Origin of the sequence: Pseudomonas fluorescens, assembly GCF_902498195.1 — a bacterium.
GTDB classification, from domain to species: Bacteria; Pseudomonadota; Gammaproteobacteria; order Pseudomonadales; family Pseudomonadaceae; genus Aquipseudomonas; species Aquipseudomonas fluorescens_BU.
The window spans coordinates 152,783-172,884 of record NZ_CABVIY010000010.1; the positions used below are offsets into that span (position 1 = coordinate 152,783).

Annotated in this window: 17 protein-coding genes; 13 read left to right on the forward strand and 4 right to left on the reverse strand. The window is 61.1% G+C overall.

What is annotated here, in order from left to right; all coding sequences use genetic code 11:
* The first annotated feature begins 14 nt into the window (after nucleotides 1–14).
* A complete protein-coding gene (locus tag F8N66_RS30355) occupies nucleotides 15–431 on the forward strand; it encodes a DUF3010 family protein (protein WP_150773577.1) in 417 nt (138 codons plus the stop codon).
* A gap of 132 nt (nucleotides 432–563) precedes the next feature.
* Here F8N66_RS30355 and F8N66_RS30360 read toward each other — a convergent pair whose 3' ends face one another.
* On the reverse strand, nucleotides 564–1,508 hold the full coding sequence (locus F8N66_RS30360) for a GlxA family transcriptional regulator (protein WP_102700689.1): 945 nt from the start codon (nucleotides 1,506–1,508) through the stop codon (nucleotides 564–566).
* Between the two features lie 196 nt (nucleotides 1,509–1,704).
* On the opposite strand from F8N66_RS30360, the gene F8N66_RS30365 reads away from it, so the two are divergent.
* From F8N66_RS30365 to F8N66_RS30395, 6 genes are all read left to right on the forward strand, one after another.
* Nucleotides 1,705–2,649 carry a choline ABC transporter substrate-binding protein gene (locus F8N66_RS30365; protein WP_150773578.1) on the forward strand — a complete coding sequence of 315 codons (945 nt, stop codon included), beginning with the start codon at nucleotides 1,705–1,707 and terminating at the stop codon, nucleotides 2,647–2,649.
* Between the two features lie 101 nt (nucleotides 2,650–2,750).
* A complete protein-coding gene (locus F8N66_RS30370; protein ID WP_150773579.1) occupies nucleotides 2,751–3,638 on the forward strand; it encodes a 3-keto-5-aminohexanoate cleavage protein in 888 nt (295 codons plus the stop codon).
* A 131-nt stretch (nucleotides 3,639–3,769) separates the two neighbouring features.
* A complete protein-coding gene (locus F8N66_RS30375) occupies nucleotides 3,770–4,735 on the forward strand; it encodes an L-carnitine dehydrogenase (RefSeq protein WP_046029851.1) in 966 nt (321 codons plus the stop codon).
* Between the two features lie 123 nt (nucleotides 4,736–4,858).
* Nucleotides 4,859–5,335 (forward strand): thioesterase family protein, encoded by a 477-nt coding sequence (locus F8N66_RS30380; RefSeq protein ID WP_150773580.1) that lies wholly within the window; start codon nucleotides 4,859–4,861, stop codon nucleotides 5,333–5,335.
* 12 nt (nucleotides 5,336–5,347) lie between these two features.
* Nucleotides 5,348–6,508, forward strand: coding sequence for a gamma-butyrobetaine dioxygenase (locus F8N66_RS30385; protein WP_150773581.1), 1,161 nt, complete (start codon nucleotides 5,348–5,350; stop codon nucleotides 6,506–6,508).
* Between the two features lie 348 nt (nucleotides 6,509–6,856).
* A complete protein-coding gene (locus F8N66_RS30395) occupies nucleotides 6,857–7,123 on the forward strand; it encodes a hypothetical protein (protein WP_150773582.1) in 267 nt (88 codons plus the stop codon).
* Nucleotides 7,124–7,208: 85 nt separating this feature from the next.
* Here the strand turns inward: F8N66_RS30395 and F8N66_RS30400 are convergent, their stop codons facing one another.
* Both F8N66_RS30400 and F8N66_RS30405 read right to left on the reverse strand, forming a co-directional pair.
* Nucleotides 7,209–8,312 carry a GlxA family transcriptional regulator gene (locus F8N66_RS30400; protein WP_150773583.1) on the reverse strand — a complete coding sequence of 368 codons (1,104 nt, stop codon included), beginning with the start codon at nucleotides 8,310–8,312 and terminating at the stop codon, nucleotides 7,209–7,211.
* Between the two features lie 523 nt (nucleotides 8,313–8,835).
* Nucleotides 8,836–10,212 (reverse strand): L-serine ammonia-lyase, encoded by a 1,377-nt coding sequence (locus F8N66_RS30405; protein ID WP_150773584.1) that lies wholly within the window; start codon nucleotides 10,210–10,212, stop codon nucleotides 8,836–8,838.
* 435 nt (nucleotides 10,213–10,647) lie between these two features.
* Between F8N66_RS30405 and F8N66_RS30410 the strand changes: the two genes are divergently transcribed.
* The 3 genes from F8N66_RS30410 to choV all read left to right on the forward strand — a co-directional run bounded on the left by F8N66_RS30410 (nucleotide 10,648) and on the right by choV (nucleotide 13,682).
* Nucleotides 10,648–11,595: a choline ABC transporter substrate-binding protein gene (locus F8N66_RS30410; RefSeq protein WP_104450083.1), complete on the forward strand. Its 948-nt coding sequence runs from the start codon at nucleotides 10,648–10,650 to the stop codon at nucleotides 11,593–11,595.
* A 66-nt stretch (nucleotides 11,596–11,661) separates the two neighbouring features.
* Nucleotides 11,662–12,507: a choline ABC transporter permease subunit gene (gene choW, locus F8N66_RS30415; RefSeq protein WP_150773585.1), complete on the forward strand. Its 846-nt coding sequence runs from the start codon at nucleotides 11,662–11,664 to the stop codon at nucleotides 12,505–12,507.
* Complete coding sequence (gene choV, locus F8N66_RS30420; RefSeq protein ID WP_150773586.1) at nucleotides 12,504–13,682, forward strand: choline ABC transporter ATP-binding protein; 1,179 nt, start codon at nucleotides 12,504–12,506, stop codon at nucleotides 13,680–13,682. Before choW ends, choV begins: the two co-directional genes overlap by 4 nt.
* A gap of 180 nt (nucleotides 13,683–13,862) precedes the next feature.
* Here choV and F8N66_RS30425 read toward each other — a convergent pair whose 3' ends face one another.
* Entirely contained in the window at nucleotides 13,863–15,803 is a 1,941-nt protein-coding gene (locus F8N66_RS30425) for a BCCT family transporter (protein WP_224790533.1), read from the reverse strand.
* Between the two features lie 380 nt (nucleotides 15,804–16,183).
* On the opposite strand from F8N66_RS30425, the gene betI reads away from it, so the two are divergent.
* The 3 genes from betI to betA all read left to right on the forward strand — a co-directional run bounded on the left by betI (nucleotide 16,184) and on the right by betA (nucleotide 20,099).
* Complete coding sequence (gene betI, locus F8N66_RS30430) at nucleotides 16,184–16,777, forward strand: transcriptional regulator BetI (RefSeq protein ID WP_150773588.1); 594 nt, start codon at nucleotides 16,184–16,186, stop codon at nucleotides 16,775–16,777.
* A 62-nt stretch (nucleotides 16,778–16,839) separates the two neighbouring features.
* Nucleotides 16,840–18,312: a betaine-aldehyde dehydrogenase gene (gene betB / locus F8N66_RS30435; protein WP_150773589.1), complete on the forward strand. Its 1,473-nt coding sequence runs from the start codon at nucleotides 16,840–16,842 to the stop codon at nucleotides 18,310–18,312.
* Between the two features lie 86 nt (nucleotides 18,313–18,398).
* Nucleotides 18,399–20,099, forward strand: coding sequence for a choline dehydrogenase (betA, locus tag F8N66_RS30440; RefSeq protein ID WP_150773590.1), 1,701 nt, complete (start codon nucleotides 18,399–18,401; stop codon nucleotides 20,097–20,099).
* Nucleotides 20,100–20,102 lie beyond the last annotated feature (3 nt).

The following is a 20,102-nucleotide window of genomic DNA, read 5'->3' on the forward strand; positions in this document are numbered from 1 at the left end:
TGAAAGGGATCGACATGAAAATCTGCGGCATCGAAATCAAAGGCAGCGAAGCGATCATCGCCGTGGCCGCCCTGGATGGAGCCACGTTGAACCACGTCGCGCTCGCCACCAAGAAAATCGCCCTGGACGATGACGACGAAGCGGCCAACGTCAAAGTGTTTGCCGCTCAGGTGGCGTCGTTTGTTCGCGAGAACTCGATAGATCGGATTGCGATCAAGAAGCGCAGCAAGAAGGGCGAATTTGCGGGTGGGCCGACCACATTCAAAATCGAGGGCGTTTTCCAGTTGCTGGACAGTTGCGAGGTGACATTGCTGTCGCCGCAGACCATCAATGCGCAGGCCAAAAAGCACAACTTTGAGCTGCCGGAGACGCTGAACAAGTATCAGCATGAGGCGTACAAGGCTGCTTGCTCGGCGCTACTGAAAAAGTAATCCGATCCTCCAGACGATGAAGATCAAATGTGGGAGCGGGCTTGCTCGCGAAAGCGGTGTGTCATTCGATAAATATTTCGACTGAAGCACCGCTTTCGCGAGCAAGCCCGCTCCCACAGGGTTTTGTAGTGTTTATGCCTTGGCTGTCCGCCGATCTTCTCGTGGACACCTCTCGTACTTCGCCCGATAACTGCGGGTGAAATACGACGGTGATTCAAACCCGCAGGCAATGCTCACTTCCAGCACACTCATATCGGTCTGGCGCAGCAACTGCCGCGCTTTCTCCAGCCTCAAGCGCAGGTAGAAATTGCTCGGCGTATCGTTCAGATGCAGGCGAAACAGGCGCTCCAGTTGCCGGCGCGTGACTTTGATCGACTCCGCCAGTTCCAGCGTGCTCAGCGGCGGTTCGCTGTGTTGTTCCATCTCGCCGATCACCTGCACCAGTTTCTTGTTGCTGATGCCGTAGCGCGTGGCGACTTCCATGCGCTGGTGGTCTTTACGCGGGCGGATGCGGCCCAGTACGAATTGCTCGCTGACCTGGATCGCCAGTTCCGGGCCGTGCGCCTGGGCGATCAAATCCAGCATCAAATCGATGGACGCCGTACCGCCGGCACTGGTGATGCGTCGACGGTCGATCTCGAACAGCTCCTGGGTGACGCTGAGCTGCGGATAGGATTCCTTGAAGGCGTCGATGGCTTCCCAGTGCAGGGTCAGGCGGTGACCATCGAGCAGGCCGGCTTCAGCGAGGATAAAACTGCCGGTGTCGATAGCGCCGAGGGTCACGCCTTCGTTGTCCAGCCGCCGTAGCCAGTGCTCGAGCGCCGGGGTGGCAAACTTCAGCGGCTCGAAGCCTGCGACCACTAATAACGTCGCGCCCTTTTTCAGTGGCTCCAGCGCCGCATCGGCGTTGACCGACATGCCGTTGCTGGCCAGCACCGCCCCGCCGTCGGCGCTCAACACATGCCAGCGATAGAGCTCGCCACGAAAACGATTGGCGACCCGCAACGGCTCGATGGCCGAGATAAATCCAATCGCCGAGAAACCCGGCATCAACAAGAAATAGAAATCCTGGGACATGGCGCACTCGATAGACGGGCGGGTAGCGTGAGGCTGTTGATACGCCACTTGCCAGCGGCATTCAAGAGCACAGGTCGCTGCAGTGCAAGAGTCGGTCGCCGCAGTGCGCTTTCGTGCCACATTAGCTGCGTAACGTGACATCACCGGCGCACAGACGACCGGACCCACAATAATGAAACTGCCGAGGAATCCCGAGATGAAACGACTGATCAGCAGCTGTGTTCTTGCGCTCAGCGGTACCGCTTTGCTGAGCGCCAGTGTCATGGCCGCCGAACCTGCGTCGTGCCAGAACGTGCGCATGGGCGTAGTGAACTGGACCGACGTTATCGCCACCAGCGCAATGACCCAGGTTTTGCTCGACGGCCTCGGCTACAACACCAAACAAACCAGCGCCTCCCAGCAAATCATCTTCGCCGGGATTCGCGATCAGCGCCTGGACCTGTTCCTGGGTTACTGGAACCCGCTGATGACCCAGACCATCACCCCGTTCGTCGACGCCAACCAGGTCAAGGTGCTGCAGGCGCCCAGCCTGAAAGACGCCCGCGCCACCCTCGCCGTGCCGACCTACCTCTACGACAAGGGCCTGAAAACCTTCGCCGACATCGCCAAGTTCGAAAAAGAGCTGGGCGGCAAGATCTACGGCATCGAGCCAGGCTCGGGCGCCAACACCCAGATCAAGGCAATGATCACCAAGAACCAGTTCGGCCTGGGCAAGTTCCAGCTGGTCGAATCCAGCGAGGCCGGCATGCTCGCGGCGGTGGATCGCGCCGTGCGTCGCAACGAAGCCGTGGTGTTCTTCGGCTGGGCGCCGCACCCGATGAACGTCAACATCAAAATGACCTACCTGACCGGCAGCGACGACGCCCTCGGCCCGAACGAAGGCATGGCCACCGTCTGGACTGTCACCGCGCCGACCTACGCCGAACAGTGCCCGAATATTGGAAAACTGCTGAGCAACCTGACCTTCACCGCCGAAGACGAGAGCCGGATGATGCAGCCGCTGCTGGATCACAAGGACGCCTTCGAATCGGCCAAACAATGGCTGAAAGACCACCCGCAAGACAAAAAGCGCTGGCTCGAAGGCGTGACCACCTTCGATGGCAAGCCGGCGGCTGAAAACCTGAAGCTGACCAGCAAATAACCCGTCCCGAAACAGACCTGAATTGAACCACCGATTCGCAGCCCGACAGGGCTGCGGACGGGATCGCCACGCCCAAAAATCATGCCTGAAGGAACCAAAAAATGAACCACGACGTCATCATCACCTGCGCACTCACCGGTGCTGGCGACACGACCGCCAAGAGCCCGCACGTGCCGGTCACCCCGAAACAAATCGCCGCGGCCGCCGTAGAGGCCGCCAAGGCTGGCGCCACCGTGGTCCACTGCCACGTCCGCGACCCGCAAACCGGCAAGTTCAGCCGTGACGTGGCGCTGTACCGCGAAGTGATGGAGCGCATCCGCGAAGCCGACGTCGACATCATCGTCAACCTCACCGCCGGCATGGGCGGCGACCTGGAAATCGGCGCGGGCGAGAACCCGATGGAGTTCGGCCCGAACACCGACCTGGTCGGCCCGTTGACCCGTCTGGCCCACGTCGAAGAACTGCTGCCGGAAATCTGCACCCTCGACTGCGGCACCCTGAACTTTGGCGATGGCGACACCATTTACGTCTCCACCCCTGCCCAGCTGCGTGCTGGCGCCAAACGCATCCAGGAGCTGGGCGTGAAGGCCGAGCTGGAAATTTTCGACACCGGTCACCTGTGGTTCGCCAAGCAGATGATCAAGGAAGGCCTGCTCGACAACCCGCTGTTCCAGCTGTGCCTGGGCATTCCGTGGGGCGCCCCGGCCGACACCACCACCATGAAAGCCATGGTCGACAACCTCCCGGCCGATGCGGTCTGGGCCGGTTTCGGCATCGGCCGCATGCAGATGCCGATGGCCGCGCAAGCGGTGCTGCTGGGCGGCAACGTGCGGGTCGGGCTGGAAGACAACCTGTGGCTGGACAAGGGCGTCCTGGCGACCAACGGCCAATTGGTCGAACGCGCCGGCGAAATCCTCAGCCGCCTCGGTGCGCGGGTCCTTACCCCGGCTGAAGGCCGCAAGAAAATGGGCCTGACCAAGCGCGGTTAACCCTACCCACACCTCCCCCTGTAGGAGCTGCCGAAGGCTGCGATCTTTTGATGTTGCTCTTAAAAACAAGATCAAAAGATCGCAGCCTTCGGCAGCTCCTACAGGGATCATCGATTCTTTAGGAAGTTGCCATGACCTTCATCACCGAAATCAAAACCTTCGCCGCCCTGGGCAGCGGTGTCATCGGCAGCGGCTGGGTGTCCCGCGCCCTCGCCCACGGCCTCGACGTAGTGGCCTGGGACCCGGCGCCCGGTGCCGAAGCCGCGCTGCGCAAGCGCGTCGCCAACGCCTGGGGTGCGCTGGAGAAACAAGGCCTGGCACCCGGCGCCTCGCAGGACCGCCTGCGCTTTGTCGCCACCATCGAGGAATGCGTGCGCGACGCCGATTTCATTCAGGAAAGCGCCCCCGAACGCCTTGAACTGAAACTGGAACTGCACAGCAAAATCAGCGCCGCGGCCAAGCCCAACGCCCTGATCGGTTCCAGCACCTCGGGCCTGCTGCCGAGCGAGTTCTACGAGAGCGCCACGCACCCGGAACGTTGCGTGGTCGGTCACCCGTTCAACCCGGTTTACCTGCTGCCATTGGTGGAAGTGGTCGGTGGCAAAAACACCGCTCCCGAAGCGGTGCAGGCGGCGATGAAAGTCTACGAATCCTTGGGCATGCGCCCGCTGCATGTGCGCAAGGAAGTGCCGGGCTTCATCGCCGACCGCCTGCTCGAAGCGCTGTGGCGCGAGGCCCTGCACCTGGTCAACGACGGCGTGGCGACCACCGGCGAGATCGATGACGCCATCCGCTTTGGCGCCGGCCTGCGCTGGTCATTCATGGGCACGTTCCTGACTTACACCCTGGCCGGTGGTGATGCGGGCATGCGTCACTTCATGGCACAGTTCGGCCCGGCCCTGCAGTTGCCGTGGACCTATCTGCCGGCGCCCGAGCTGACCGACAAACTGATTGACGACGTGGTGGACGGCACCAGCGATCAATTGGGCAAACACAGCATTTCGGCGCTGGAACGCTATCGTGATGACTGCCTGCTGGCGGTGCTGGAGGCGGTGAAGACCACCAAAGAGAAACATGGGATGGCCTTTAGCGAGTAATCAGTCAGCAGGCCTGGCCCCTTCGCGAGCAAGCCCGCTCCCACAGGTTTTGCGCGGTCCTTGTGGGAGCGAGCCTGCTCGCGAATACGGCAGCCCAGTCACCACATTTTTGGAATCTGAAATATGCCCGCACTGACCACCTACCAAACCACAATCATCCCCGACTGGGTCGACTACAACGGCCACCTGCGCGACGCCTTCTACCTGCTGATCTTCAGCTACGCCACCGACGCCCTGATGGACCGTCTGGGCATGGACAGCAACCACCGCGAAGCCAGCGGTCATTCGCTGTTCACCCTGGAATTGCACCTCAACTACCTGCACGAAGTGAAGCTCGGCGCCGAGGTCGAAGTGCACACGCAGATCATCGGCCACGACAGCAAACGCCTGCACCTCTACCACAGCCTGCACGTGGTAGGTGACGCCAGGGAGCTGGCCGGCAACGAGCAAATGCTGCTGCATGTCGACCTCGCCGGCCCGCGTTCCACGCCGTTCAGCGAACAAACCCTGGGCAAACTGCACGCCATCGTCGCCGAACAGGTCGACCTGCCTATCCCCGAGTACATTGGCCGAGTGATCGCACTACCCCCCCAAAAATAACAAGGAGATCCCATGAACACCGCCGCCTTTGCCGACTTCCGTACTTATCCGTTGATCAGCGCGCTGGCAGGCGTGCAGGCCATGGCGGATCGTGTCCTGGTGAAGTGGGCCGATCACCGTGTCAGCCCCTTCCATCATCAATGGCTACGGGACAACTGCCCGTGCCCGCAATGCGTCTACACCGTGACCCGTGAGCAGGTGCTGGAAATCGTCGACGTTGCGCAAGACCTGCTCCCTTCCCAAACCAGCGTCGAGGCCGACGGTTGCCTGAGCGTCCAATGGCAGGACGGCCACCAGAGCCGCTTCGACCCTGGCTGGTTGCGTGCCCACGCCTATGACGACGAATCCCGCGCCGAACGCCAGGCAGGCAAGCCGAGAGCCCGGCTCTGGCACAGTGATCTGGCGCTGCCGGTGTTCGAGTATGAGGCGCTGATGGAGGACAACGCGGCGCTGCTGCAATGGCTGCTGGCCGTGCGGGACATCGGCCTGACGCAGGTCCGTGGCGTGCCCACCGAGCCCGGCTCGCTGAAGCTGATCGCCCAGCGGATTTCCTTCATCCGCGAGAGCAATTTCGGCGTGCTGTTCAACGTGCAATCCAAGGCCGATGCCGACAGCAACGCCTACACCGCCTTCAACCTGCCATTACACAGCGATTTGCCCACCCGGGAGCTGCAACCGGGCCTGCAATTCCTGCATTGCCTGGTCAACGATGCCGAAGGGGGCGAGAGTATTTTTGTCGATGGCTTTGCCATCGCCGATGCCTTGCGCCGGGAGGATCCGGACTCCTTCAAAAGCCTGTGCGAGATCCCCGTGGAGTTCCGCAACAAGGACCGCCACAGCGACTACCGCTGCCTGGCGCCGATCATCGCCCTGGACGCCTTGGGGCAGGTGTCGGAAATCCGCATGGCGAATTTTCTGCGCGGTCCGTTCGATGCGTCGGTGGACGATATGCCCAAGCTCTACCGCGCCTATCGCCGCTTCATTGCGATGACTCGCGAGGACCGCTTCCGCCTGATGCAAAGGCTCAATCCGGGCGAACTCTGGTGCTTCGACAACCGCCGTACCCTGCATGCCCGCAACGCCTTCGACCCCGCCACCGGGGCGCGGCATTTCCAGGGGTGTTATGTGGATCGGGATGAGTTGTTGTCGCGCATCCTCGTGTTGCAGCGTTAAACCTTTCAAAAGATCGCAGCCTTCGGCAGCTCCTACAGTTGTACTTCGCTCCCCTGTAGGAGCTGCCGAAGGCTGCGATCTTTTTGTTTTTTGACCAGACAAAAAAAGCCCCGATCAAGCCGTGACAGGATCGAGGCAGAAGGTACTGTTGAGGAGCTGCCGTGCGAGGGTGACCAAACCTTCGTGAAGCGAGCTGAGTCCAGTGTGCCGACTCCCCTCGCGGCTAAATAGCCCGAAAACGACCTTTTCATAGTCAATGTTGCCATTGCGACAAATCGCCCTTGCCGCCACTGCGGGCCACTACCAGAATCGAGCCACGACACCGTTCCCAGAAGAAGGATTTGCGTCATGATGCACGCCGATTTGATTGACCAGGAAGACCTGTTGGGCCAGCTCAAGTCATTGGGCTTTCAAGTGCCCAGCGGCGCCACCGCCGAGCAGGCTTGCGAGTTTGCGGTGCGAGGATTGAACAACGAACGGGCCATCGTGCTGCGCACCATGGTCAAGCAGATGTACACCAGTAGCGCGACGATTCTGCCGGCCGTGCGCCAGGCCATCGACAGGCAGTTGCTGCCCGCCCTGGCGGAGTACCAACAAAGCCACACCGCCCGATAAAACGCCTTCGCGAGCAAGCCCGCTCCCACATTGGAATGCATTCCAAATGTGGGAGCGGGCTTGCTCGCGAATGGAGCGCCTCGGTTTAGAGCCTTACGCTGGCGAACGTCGACTCATTGCGCGCCTGGCTCAGCGCCGACAACGGCCCGGACAACGGCGACAGCACCAGGGCTTGCGGCAGCGGCATCATCGCGACCTGCTGCGTGGTGTTGGAACCTACGCGCTCGTCACGCGGCGGAATGCCGAAATATTCGCGGTAGCACTTGGAGAAGTGCGGCGTGGACACGAAGCCACACACCGACGCCACTTCGATGATCGACATCGGCGTTTGCTTGAGCAGCTGCCGCGCACGGATCAGGCGCAGCTTCAAGTAGTAGCGCGACGGCGAGCAGTGCAGGTATTTCTGGAAGAGGCGCTCCAGCTGGCGACGGGACACGGCGACATACACCGCCAGTTCGTCGAGGTCGATCGGCTCTTCGAGGTTGGCTTCCATCAGCGCGACGATTTCCTGCAACTTCGGCTGGTTGGTGCCGAGCATGTGCTTGAGCGGCACGCGCTGGTGATCCTGTTCGTTGCGGATACGCTCGTAGACGAACATTTCCGAGATCGCGGCCGACAGTTCACGACCGTGATCGCGGCTGATCAGGTGCAGCATCATGTCCAATGGCGCGGTGCCGCCGGAGCTGGTGAAACGGTTACGGTCGAGGGTGAACAGGCGAGTGCTCATGGCCACCCGTGGAAACGCTTCCTGCATCGCCGCCAGGCATTCCCAGTGCACGCTGCAATCGAAACCGTCCAGCAGGCCGGCGCACGCCAGGGCCCAGCTGCCGGTGCAGACTGCGCCGAGGCGACGGGACTGGCGCGCCTGGCTTTGCAGCCATGACACGTGTTCGCGAGTGACGGTGCGCTGGATACCGATGCCGCCGCAGACGATCACGGTGTCCAGGGCAGGCGCTTTGTGCATGGAGGCGTCGGGCGTGATTTGCAGACCGTCACTGGCCCAGACTTGACCGCCGTCGACAGTGAGGGTGGTCCAACGATACAGCTCGCGGCCGGACAACTGATTGGCCATGCGCAGGGGTTCCACTGCGGAAGCCAGGGAAATCAGCGTGAAATTGTCCAGCAGCAGAAAGCCGATGGATTGAGGCGCACGGTTCTGGGGTTGGGCCCCGGAGTTGAACGACGTCATCGCGGTATCTCCTCACACAAAGCGGGTGATGGCCTCAGGCGGAGGCTCTTGTTATTGCCATCGTTCTCGCGCAGGAGACGGGCTTTGTAATGACAGAGCAATTGCCATGCCTAAATTTGAATACGCGTTCAATAACTCCTGAAAACGACGTCGGAATGTGTCTATATATGACGCGCGGCGAGTAGGGGTTATAAGTGCCATCAACGGCGACAAGTGCCCTGCCCCGATGCGTGTGAGCAAATCGGTAGCACTTGTGGGAACAGGGCTGCGACGAGCCCGGGAAGAGTGTCACCGCAGGCACGGGGTGACGGGTGGTCGAAGTACCGATTGTACCCGACTGCCGGTTAGGCCATTTATCTGTAAGCGACGCGCCAAAAGGTGGCGCGATTTGTTACAGGTGTTCACTTTACGCGCAGTTTTGACTGGTCTGGCCCCTTCGCGAGCAAGCCCGCTCCCACAGGAAAATGCATTCCAGATGTGGGAGCGGGCTTGCTCGCGAAGCAGGCGACCGGATCTTACTGACTCAGCACTCCACCGCGCTGACCGCCAATCCACCGCGCGACGTCTCCTTGTATTTGTCATGCATATCCGCACCGGTATCACGCATGGTGCGAATCACCCGATCCAGCGAGATAAAGTGCTGGCCATCGCCGCGCAAGGCCATCTGCGCCGCGTTGATCGCTTTCACGGCCGCAATCGCATTGCGCTCGATGCACGGCACCTGCACCAGGCCGCCAACCGGGTCGCACGTCAGCCCCAGGTTATGCTCCAGGCCGATTTCCGCCGCGTTGCACAACTGCTCCGGGGTGGCGCCGAGGATTTCCGCCAGCCCCGCCGCTGCCATGGCACAGGCCGAACCGACCTCGCCCTGGCATCCGACTTCGGCACCGGAGATCGAGGCGTTCTTTTTGCACAAAATCCCGACGGCGGCCGCTCCGAGGAAGTAGTCGACCACGTTGGCGTCGGTCACGGCCTCGCTGAACTTCATAAAGTAGTGCAACACCGCAGGGATGATCCCCGCCGCGCCATTGGTCGGCGCCGTGACCATGCGCCCGCCGGCGGCGTTTTCTTCGTTGACCGCCAGGGCGAACAGGTTGACCCACTCCATGGCGCTGAGGGTCGAGCCGATCACGTTGGGTTTGTTCAATTCCTGCAAGCTGCGATGCAGTTTGGCTGCACGCCGGCGCACGTTCAGGCCGCCAGGCAGGATGCCTTCGTGCTTCAGGCCGTGTTCCACGCAATCCTGCATGGCGCGCCAGAGCGTCATCAGGCCACTGCGGATTTCATCCTCGCTGCGCCACACCTTCTCGTTGGCCATCATCAATTCAGCCACGCGCAGGTTGTGCGTCTTGCACAGCGTCAGCAGCTCGGCGGCACTGGAAAAATCGTACGGCAACACCGTGCGATCAAGGTCCACCACACCGCTTGAAGCCTGGGCCTCATCGACGACAAAACCGCCGCCCACCGAATAGTAGGTGTCGCGATGCAGCTCGCCGTCATCGCCTTCGGCAATCAGGGTCATGGCGTTGGGGTGGAACGGCAGGTTTTCGTCGATCAGGCGCATGTCCCGCGCCCAGATAAATGACACCGGCAAGCGGCCATCGAGCAACAGCGTGTCGGTTTCGCGCAGGGTGGCGATGCGGATGCCGATTTGCGACGGATCGATCGCATCCGGCCACTCGCCCATCAGGCCCATGATCACCGCGTTGTCGCTGCCGTGACCGATGCCGGTGGCCGACAACGAGCCATAGAGCCGGACTTCGACCCGCCGCACATGTTCGAGCAACCCTTGCTCACGCAAACCCTGCACGAACAGCGCCGCTGCCCGCATAGGTCCCACGGTGTGCGAACTGGAAGGGCCGATGCCGATTTTGAACAAGTCGAAAACACTGATAGCCATTACTGCCGAACTCCTGGATGAGCCTGTTCCGGACGCAAAAGCGCCCGGTGGCGGAGCTGCTACGCTCAAGCTGCAATCCGCCGAGATGACTGCATCATCAGGCTTTTACCGTGTCGCTCGACGTCTCTAACCGACGCACTCTTGTCCACTAACGCCGTGTGCGTTTTACGCCATGTTTTCGCCGTTTTTTTGCGAAGCAGAAGGGGAAAAGGGGCTGAAAAAATCTGTAAGCGACGTCACTGACACTGGAAGCGACCCTCCCTGTACTGGTTACGACGCACCCTGTAGGCGTCAGATTTTCACTGGTACATGATCGTATCGACTCGATTGCAAGGCGCTGCGGTAGAGCTGTCTCCAGAACGCCATCCAACCGCAACCTATAAGTGCGGTGGTCCAGTCGGAACACTGCCAAAAAAAACACCAAGGAGTCCATCCATGAAAGGTTCCCCGTCGTTGTTGTTGGCCGCCATGCTTAGTCTGCCGGTTCTGGCGCAAGCCGCCGAACCGGCCCAATGCAACACCGTAAACTTCTCCGATGTCGGCTGGACCGATATCACCGCGACAACCGCGACCACCAGCGTCGTCCTCAACGCCCTCGGCTACAAGACCAAGACCACCATGATTTCCGTGCCGGTGACCTACAAGTCCCTGGCCGACGGCAAGAACATGGACGTGTTTCTCGGTAACTGGATGCCGACCATGGAAAACGACATCAAGGCCTACCGCGACGCCGGCACCGTGGACACCGTACGCACCAACCTCAAGGGCGCCAAGTACACCCTCGCCGTCCCTCAAGCCCTTTACGACAAGGGTTTGCATGACTTCGCCGACATCGCCAAATTCAAGAAAGAACTCGACGGCAAGATCTACGGGATCGAGCCCGGCAACGACGGCAACCGCCTGATCCAGAGCATGATCGACAAGAACGCTTTCGGCCTCAAGGACGCCGGCTTCAAGGTCGTCGAATCCAGCGAAGCGGGCATGCTGTCGCAAGTCGACCGTGCGCAAAAACGCGACACCGCCGTGGTCTTCCTCGGCTGGGCGCCGCACCCGATGAACAAGCGCTTCAAGATTCAATACCTGACCGGCGGCGACGATTTCTTTGGTCCGGATTTCGGTGCTGCCACCGTGGCGACCAACACCCGCAAGGGTTACGCCGAGGAATGCAGCAACGTGGGCCAGCTGCTGAAAAACCTGGAGTTCACCGTCGACATGGAAAGCGAACTCATGGGCAACATCCTGGACGACAAGATGAAGCCTGACGCGGCCGCCAAGGCCTGGCTGAAAAAGAATCCACAGGTGCTCGATACCTGGCTCGCTGGCGTGACCACCACTGACGGTAAACCAGGCCTGGAGGCCGTGAAAGCCAAGCTCGCACAGTAATCGCTTATGCCGGGCGACCCAGGTCGCCCGGGCTGTTTATTTCCTTGCATGCGGACGTTCACTACCATGCTGATTGATCAGAAAATACCTCTAGGCCAGTACATCGCAGGCTTCGTCGAATGGTTGACGCAACACGGCGCCAACACCTTCGACGCCATTGCCGTGTCACTGGAAACGATGATCCACGGCGTGACGTTTGCGCTGACCTGGTTCAACCCGCTGGTCTTGATCGGCCTAATCGCAATACTTGCCCACTTCATCCAGCGCAAATGGGGCCTGACCGCCTTCGTCATTGCCTCCTTCCTGCTGATCCTCAACCTGGGGTACTGGCAGGAAACCATGGAGACCCTCGCCCAGGTGTTGTTCGCCACCCTGGTCTGCGTGGTCATCGGCGTGCCGCTGGGCATCGTCGCCGCGCACAAGCCAGTGTTCTACACTGTAATGCGACCGGTACTCGATCTGATGCAGACCGTACCGACCTTCGTTTACCTCATTCCTACCCTGACCCTCTTCGGGCTGGGTGTGGTCCCGGGCCTGATCTCCACGGTGGTGTTCGCGATTGCCGCGCCGATCCGCCTGACCTATCTGGGCATCCGCGATGTCCCGCAAGAACTGATGGACGCCGGCAAGGCCTTTGGCTGCTCGCGCCGCCAACTACTGACACGGATTGAACTGCCCCACGCCATGCCGAGCATCGCGGCCGGCATCACCCAGTGCATCATGCTGTCGCTGTCGATGGTGGTGATCGCGGCACTGGTGGGCGCCGACGGACTGGGTAAACCGGTGGTCAACGCACTGAACACTGCTGATATCGCCCTGGGCTTCGAAGCGGGCCTGGCGATCGTACTGCTGGCGATCATGCTCGACCGTATCTGCAAACAACCCGACGCCAAAGTAGGGGGTGACGCATGAGCATAATTCGCTTCGAAGACGTCGACGTGATCTTCACCAAAGATCCGCGCGAGGCATTGAAACTTCTCGACCAGGGCCTGACGCGCAGCGAGATCCTGAAAAAGACCGGGCAGATCGTGGGCGTCGAAAAGGCCAGCCTGGATATCGAAAAAGGCGAGATCTGCGTGCTGATGGGCCTGTCCGGCTCCGGCAAGTCCAGCCTGCTGCGCTGCATCAACGGCCTCAACACCGTCAGCCGCGGCAAGCTGTTCGTCGAGCACGAAGGCAAGCAGATCAACATTGCGTCCTGCACCGCCGCCGAACTGAAAATGATGCGCACCAAGCGCATCGCGATGGTGTTCCAGAAGTTCGCCCTGATGCCTTGGCTGACGGTGCGCGAGAACATCAGCTTCGGCCTGGAAATGCAGGGCCGTCCGGAGAAGGAACGCAAGAAGCTGGTCGATGAAAAACTCGAACTGGTGGGCCTGACCCAATGGCGCAACAAGAAACCCGATGAGCTGTCCGGCGGTATGCAGCAACGCGTGGGCCTGGCCCGCGCACTGGCGATGGACGCCGACATCCTGCTGATGGACGAACCGTTCTCGGCCCTCGACCCGTTGATCCGCCAGGGCCTGCAGGACGAACTGCTGGAACTGCAACGCAAGCTCAGCAAGACCATCGTGTTCGTGAGCCACGACCTCGATGAAGCCCTGAAGCTCGGCAGCCGTATCGCAATCATGAAAGACGGCCGGATCATCCAGTACAGCAAGCCGGAAGAAATCGTCCTCAACCCGGCGGACGACTACGTGCGGACCTTCGTCGCCCATACCAACCCGCTCAACGTCCTCTGCGGTCGCAGCCTGATGCGCACCCTGGACAACTGCAAACGCATCAACGGTTCGGTGTGCCTGGACCCGGGCGGCGATTCGTGGCTGGACCTGGCCGAAGGCAACACCATCAAGGGCGCTCGCCAGAACGGCTCGGCCCTGGACCTGCAAAACTGGGTACCGGGCCAGGCGGTGGAAGGCCTGGGTCGTCGACCCACGCTGGTGGACTCGAACATCGGCATGCGCGACGCGCTGCAGATTCGCTACCAGACCGGCAACAAGCTGGTGCTGCACGACAACAACCATGTGGTGGGGATTCTCGGCGACAGCGAGCTGTACCACGCGCTGCTCGGCAAGAACCTGGGGTAAGGCAACAGACACAAAAACGCCGCGAGAGGATCGCGGCGTTTTTGTTTGAAGAACAAAGATCAAAAGATCGCAGCCTTCGGCAGCTCCTACATTAGATCGCGGCCCCCTGTAGGAGCTGCCGAAGGCTGCGATCTTTTGAGGCACGGCGCGGTGTCACTGAAACACCGCGTCACTCACAACTCAGCTGTAAACCCGGCCAAGGAGCTGCCGATGGCTTTCAAACTGATCGAGCACGTCACGGGTGATCTGATCCTGGGTGAAACCCATCAAGTCGTAGTCCTGGCTGCCGTTGTGCAGGTACACCTCGGCGCGGTAGTAACGCTGGCGCGCTTCATCGGATTGAGCCGATTCAGTTGGCGTCGCCAGGTAGCCGTCCAGGCTGACTTCGTAGACAAACGGGTTGCCCTCTTCCATCTCGACACGCACGCCCATGCAACGCTTGGACTTGCCCAGCAACGTCTGGACTTCCAGGCCCTGGGCACGCATGTGCGCCGTCGCATCTTCCAGCGCCGGAGTCACGTGTTTGTCCATGAAACGCTGCACCACCGACTGACTCGGTTGCAGGTCCAGCTGAGTCAGGCGCTCGGTAAAACCACGGCGACCGCGTGCGGCCAGCTCCGCTTGTTCCTGCTCGATCTGCACGTCCTGGCGCATGGCCTTGTGCAGGCCGAACATGAAGAACACCAGCACCACCGAGAACGGCAGGCCGGCCAGCACCACCATGGTTTGCATGGCTTCGAAGTTACCGGCGAACAGCAGGCCGATGGTCACCAGGGTGATCACCGCCGACCAGAAGATCCGCAGCCAGTGCGGCGCGTCTTCGTCGACGTTACCGCCCTTGCACGACAGGTTCGCCATCATCACCGCGCCGGAATCCGCCGGGGTCAGGAACAACACGAAACCGACAAAAATCGACACGCCGATGACAACCTTCGACGCCGGGTAATGCTCAAGCAACTGGTAGATCGCCATGGACGGCTGTTCCAGCGCAGTCTTCCCAAGCTCCACCGCACCGTGGTTCATCACCAGGTCCAGGGCCGAGTTACCGAAGATCGACAGCCACGCCAGGGTGAAACCCAGCGGGATCAGCAGCACGCCAGCCACCAGCTCACGCACCGTGCGACCACGGGAAATACGCGCGATGAACATGCCGACAAATGGGGCCCAGGAAATCCACCAGGCCCAGTAGAACAGAGTCCACAGGCCCAGCCAGCGGTCAGACTTCTCGCTGTCGCCTTCGTACACGTACAGGTCGAAGGTCTTGAGCACCACGCCGTTGAGGTAGTCACCGATGTTCTGCACGAAGCCGTTGAGCAGGTGCAGGGTCGGGCCGAACAGCAGCACGAAAATCAGCAGGCCGCTGAACAGGATGATGTTGAGGTTGGACAGACGACGGATGCCGTTCTCCACGCCCGACACGGCCGCGATGGTCGCCACGGTGCTCATCACGATGATCACGATCAGCAGGTTGGTGTTGCTGTGCTCCATGCCGAACAGGTTTTCCAGGCCCGACGACACTTGCAGCGAACCAATCCCCAGGTTGGTCACCAGGCCCAGCAAGGTCACGAACATGCCGAAGCCGTCCACCGCATGACCGGCCGCGCCCTTGACCCAACGCTCGCCCACCAGCGGGTACAGCGCCGAACGCAACGCCAGCGGCTGATTATGACGGTAGGCAAAGTAAGCAACGGCCAGGCCGACCAGGGCGTAGATCGCCCAGCCATGCAGGCCCCAGTGCAGGAACGTCAGCTGTACTGCCTGACGGGCGGCCAGGTTGCTGCCGGCCACGCCTTCGGGCGGATTGAAGTAGTGATCCAGGGGCTCGGAGGCACCGAAGTACAGCAGCGAGATGCCGATACCCGACGAGAACAGCATCCCCGCCCAGGCGCCGTAGCTGAAGTCCGGGGTGTCGTCCTTGCTGCCCAGTTTCAGTTTGCCGTAGGACGAAAACGCCAGGCCCACGACAAAGATCAGATAGGCGGCAATCACCACCATGTAGTACCAGCCGAAACTGCGGGACAACCAGGCCTGAGCCGTTCCGAGCAGTCTGCCGGCCTCTTGCGGGGCGATGATCAGAATGGCGGTCAACAACAGAATCAACGCGGTAGAGGTGTAGAACACCCAACCGTTGACCGTCACCTTCTCGGGTGGGGTCTTTATTAGCGAGGCAGAACTCATGGCACAGATGCTCCGGGCAGTGCGGGAGAAGAACGCAAGGCAATGGGTTACCCGACTAATCGGTTAGTGGGCAGCCGACCAGTGGGTGATATAAAGACACCCCGAAAAAAGCCCGAAGCCCTGCAGACGCCGTGGCGTACAGGTTTCGAGCTGATTCGGATGTCGGTTTGCCGCCATTTACACGTAGGAAAAAACTGTAAGCAGCGACGATTTGTCGCAGATCTTATTCTTTGTTGATTGAACGTTCAATCAAAACAAAATAGACTGGCCCTCAAGCCGATGGACGTTTTGCGTCTGCCGGAAGGCCTAAGGAGATGTGCAAGATGCCCAAGGTCGGTATGCAACCCATCCGTCGCCAGCAATTGATCGAAGCCACGCTTCTGGCGGTTGATCAGGTCGGAATGGGGGACGCCAGCATTGCGCTGATCGCCCGTCTGGCCGGTGTCTCGAATGGCATCATCAGTCACTATTTTCAGGACAAGAATGGCCTGATCGCCGCCACGATGCGGTATCTGATGAGCGTCCTCAGCGAGAACGTCACCACACGCCGGCTGGCGCTGGAAGATGACAGCCCACGGGCTCATCTGCAGGTGATTATCGAAGGCAACTTCGACGCCAGCCAGGTCAATGGCCCGGCAATGAAAACCTGGCTGGCCTTCTGGGCCACCAGCATGCACCAGCCGTCTTTGCACAGGTTGCAGCGGATCAACGATCACCGCCTGTATTCCAACCTGTGCTGCCAGTTCCGCCGCGTATTGCCGCTCGATGATGCGCGCAGCGCGGCCCGTGGCCTGGCAGCGCTCATTGACGGTTTGTGGTTGCGCGGCGCGCTGTCGGGAGACGCTTTCGACACCGGGCAGGCGCAACAGATCGCTTACGAATACATGGATATCCAACTGGCCAAGCGGGTGAGTTAGAGCACGCCTAGAACGCTCAACCCCCGGATCGCGCCAATCACTGATGCACTTGCGAGGACTTTATGGCCCGTTTCGAATTGCAAAAACTCTACATCGATGGCGCTTACTCCGACGCTGGCAGCGATGCCACCTTCGAAGCCATCAACCCGGCTAACGGTGAAGTCCTCGCAAAAGTACAACGTGCGACCAAGGAAGACGTCGAGCGCGCTGTGGTCAGCGCCGAAAAGGGCCAGAAAATCTGGGCCGCCATGACCGCCATGGAGCGTTCGCGCATCCTGCGTCGCGCCGTGGACATCCTGCGTGAGCGCAACGACGAACTGGCCGCCCTGGAAACCCTGGACACCGGCAAGTCGTACTCCGAAACCCGCTACGTCGACATCGTCACCGGCGCCGACGTGCTGGAGTACTACGCAGGCCTGGTGCCGGCCATCGAAGGCGAGCAGATTCCGCTGCGCACCACCTCGTTCGTCTACACCCGTCGCGAGCCGCTGGGCGTCGTGGCCGGTATCGGCGCATGGAACTACCCGATCCAGATCGCCCTGTGGAAATCCGCGCCGGCCCTGGCGGCCGGTAACGCGATGATCTTCAAGCCAAGCGAAGTCACCTCGCTGACCACCCTGAAACTGGCCGAAATCTACACCGAAGCCGGCCTGCCAAACGGCGTGTTCAACGTCCTGACCGGCAGCGGCCGCGAAGTCGGCACCTGGCTGACCGAGCACCCGCGCATCGAGAAAATCTCGTTCACCGGCGGCACCGACACCGGCAAGAAAGTCATGGCCAGCGCCTCGGCGTCCTCGCTGAAAGACGTGACCATGGAACTGGGCGGCAAGTCCCCGCTGATCATCTGCGACGACGCCGACCTGGATCGCGCTGCCGACACCGCGATGATGGCCAACTTCTACAGCTCCGGCCAGGTCTGCACCAACGGCACTCGCGTGTTCGTACCGGCGCACCTGAAAGCCGCTTTCGAAGCCAAGATCGTCGAGCGTGTCGCACGCATCCGCATCGGCAACCCGGAAGACGAAAACACCAACTTCGGCCCGCTGGTCAGCTTCGCCCACATGGAAAACGTGTTGGGCTACATCGCCAAGGGCAAGGAAGAAGGCGCACGCGTCCTGTGCGGCGGCGAACGCCTGACCGAGGGCGAATTCGCCAAGGGCGCGTTCGTGGCACCGACCGTGTTCACCGACTGCACTGACGACATGACCATCGTGCGTGAAGAAATCTTTGGCCCGGTGATGGCGATCCTCACCTACGAAACCGAAGAAGAAGTGATCCGCCGCGCCAACGACACCGACTTCGGCCTGGCGGCCGGTATCGTCACCAAGGACCTGAACCGCGCCCACCGCGTGATTCATCAACTCGAAGCCGGTATCTGCTGGATCAACGCCTGGGGCGAATCCGACGCCAAGATGCCGGTCGGCGGCTACAAGCAGTCGGGTGTTGGCCGTGAGAACGGGATCAGCTCGCTGAACAACTTCACCCGCATCAAATCGGTACAGGTCGAGCTGGGCGATTACGCCTCGGTGTTCTAACGACCCGAGCCTTGTATTGCTCGCGAATCGAGTGCGCAGCACTCGCCATGGCCTGACCTGAACCAACTTCAAAGAGGGTGCATTCCATGTCCCAAGAATTCGATTACATCATCATCGGTGCCGGCTCGGCCGGTAACACCCTGGCGACCCGCCTGACCGAAGACGCGGGCGTCACCGTCCTGCTGCTCGAAGCCGGCGGCCCGGACTACCGTTTCGACTTCCGCACGCAAATGCCGGCCGCCCTGGCGTTCCCGCTGCAAGGCCGTCGCTACAACTGGGCCTACGAAACCGATCCGGAGCCGCACATGGACGGTCGCCGGATGGAATGCGGTCGCGGCAAGGGCCTGGGCGGTTCCTCGCTGATCAACGGCATGTGCTACATCCGCGGCAACGCCATGGACTACGACGGCTGGGCCAAGTTGCCAGGCCTGGAAGACTGGTCCTACCTCGATTGCCTGCCTTATTTCCGCAAGGCGGAAACCCGTGACATCGGCCCCAACGACTACCACGGCGGCGAAGGCCCGGTCAGCGTGACCACGCCAAAAGCCGGTAATAACCCACTGTTCCACGCCATGGTTGAAGCCGGCGTACAGGCCGGTTACCCGCGCACCGAAGACCTCAACGGTTACCAGCAGGAAGGCTTCGGCCCAATGGACCGCACCGTGACGCCTAAAGGCCGTCGTGCTTCCACCGCCCGTGGTTACCTCGACGTGGCCAAGAAGCGTTCGACCCTGACCATTGTCACTCACGCCCTGACCGACAAGATCCTGTTCGAAGGCAAGCGCGCGGTTGGCGTGCGTTACCTGGTCGGCGCCGCGGAAGAACGCGTTGAAGTGAAGGCGCGCAAAGAAGTGCTGCTGTGCTCCGGCGCCATCGCTTCGCCGCAGATTCTGCAACGTTCCGGTGTCGGCCCTGCCGAACTGCTGAACACGCTGGACATTCCGGTGGTCCACGACCTGCCGGGCGTGGGTGAAAACCTGCAGGACCACCTTGAGCTGTATCTGCAATACGCCTGCACCCAACCGGTCTCGCTGTACCCGTCGCTGCTCTTGCACAACCAGCCGGCCATCGGTGCCGAATGGCTGTTCAACGGCACCGGCATCGGCGCCAGCAACCAGTTCGAAGCCGGCGGTTTCATCCGCACCCGTCCGGAATTCGAATGGCCGAACATCCAGTACCACTTCCTGCCGGTGGCGATTAACTACAACGGCAGCAACGGTGTGAAAGAGCACGGCTTCCAGGCGCACATGGGCTCCATGCGTTCCCCGAGCCGCGGTCGCATCCAGGCCAAGTCCAAGGACCCGCGCCAGCACCCGAGCATCCTGTTCAACTACATGGCCACCGAGCAGGACTGGCAGGAATTCCGCGACGGCATCCGCCTGACCCGGGAAATCATGCAGCAACCTGCGCTCGACGCCTTCCGTGGCCGCGAAATCAGCCCGGGTATCGAGGTGCAAACCGACGAGCAACTGGACCAGTTCATCCGCGAACACGCCGAAACCGCGTTCCACCCGTCCTGCTCGTGCAAGATGGGCACCGATGAGATGGCCGTGGTCGATGGCGAAGGTCGCGTGCATGGCCTGCAAGGCCTGCGCGTGGTCGATGCCTCGATCATGCCGATCATCACCACCGGCAACCTGAACGCACCGACGATCATGATGGCCGAGAAAATCGCCGATAAGATCCGTGGTCGCCAGCCGTTGCCGCGCAGCAAGGCTGATTACTATGTGGCGGGTGAGGCGCCGGTTAAGGGCAAGCCGTTGCGGGAAGTGAGTCAGACTGCTTAAGGC

Coding starts and splice junctions, on each gene's coding strand:
- F8N66_RS30375 (WP_046029851.1), top strand. CDS start 3,770: ATGACCTTCATCACCGAAATCAAAACCTTCGCCGCCCTGGGCAGCGGT.
- choV (WP_150773586.1), top strand. CDS start 12,504: ATGAGCATAATTCGCTTCGAAGACGTCGACGTGATCTTCACCAAAGAT.
- betI (WP_150773588.1), top strand. CDS start 16,184: ATGCCCAAGGTCGGTATGCAACCCATCCGTCGCCAGCAATTGATCGAA.
- F8N66_RS30405 (WP_150773584.1), bottom strand. CDS start 10,212: ATGGCTATCAGTGTTTTCGACTTGTTCAAAATCGGCATCGGCCCTTCC.
- F8N66_RS30380 (WP_150773580.1), top strand. CDS start 4,859: ATGCCCGCACTGACCACCTACCAAACCACAATCATCCCCGACTGGGTC.
- F8N66_RS30410 (WP_104450083.1), top strand. CDS start 10,648: ATGAAAGGTTCCCCGTCGTTGTTGTTGGCCGCCATGCTTAGTCTGCCG.
- F8N66_RS30395 (WP_150773582.1), top strand. CDS start 6,857: ATGATGCACGCCGATTTGATTGACCAGGAAGACCTGTTGGGCCAGCTC.
- F8N66_RS30400 (WP_150773583.1), bottom strand. CDS start 8,312: ATGACGTCGTTCAACTCCGGGGCCCAACCCCAGAACCGTGCGCCTCAA.
- F8N66_RS30365 (WP_150773578.1), top strand. CDS start 1,705: ATGAAACGACTGATCAGCAGCTGTGTTCTTGCGCTCAGCGGTACCGCT.
- F8N66_RS30355 (WP_150773577.1), top strand. CDS start 15: ATGAAAATCTGCGGCATCGAAATCAAAGGCAGCGAAGCGATCATCGCC.
- choW (WP_150773585.1), top strand. CDS start 11,662: ATGCTGATTGATCAGAAAATACCTCTAGGCCAGTACATCGCAGGCTTC.
- F8N66_RS30370 (WP_150773579.1), top strand. CDS start 2,751: ATGAACCACGACGTCATCATCACCTGCGCACTCACCGGTGCTGGCGAC.
- F8N66_RS30360 (WP_102700689.1), bottom strand. CDS start 1,508: ATGTCCCAGGATTTCTATTTCTTGTTGATGCCGGGTTTCTCGGCGATT.
- betB (WP_150773589.1), top strand. CDS start 16,840: ATGGCCCGTTTCGAATTGCAAAAACTCTACATCGATGGCGCTTACTCC.
- F8N66_RS30385 (WP_150773581.1), top strand. CDS start 5,348: ATGAACACCGCCGCCTTTGCCGACTTCCGTACTTATCCGTTGATCAGC.
- betA (WP_150773590.1), top strand. CDS start 18,399: ATGTCCCAAGAATTCGATTACATCATCATCGGTGCCGGCTCGGCCGGT.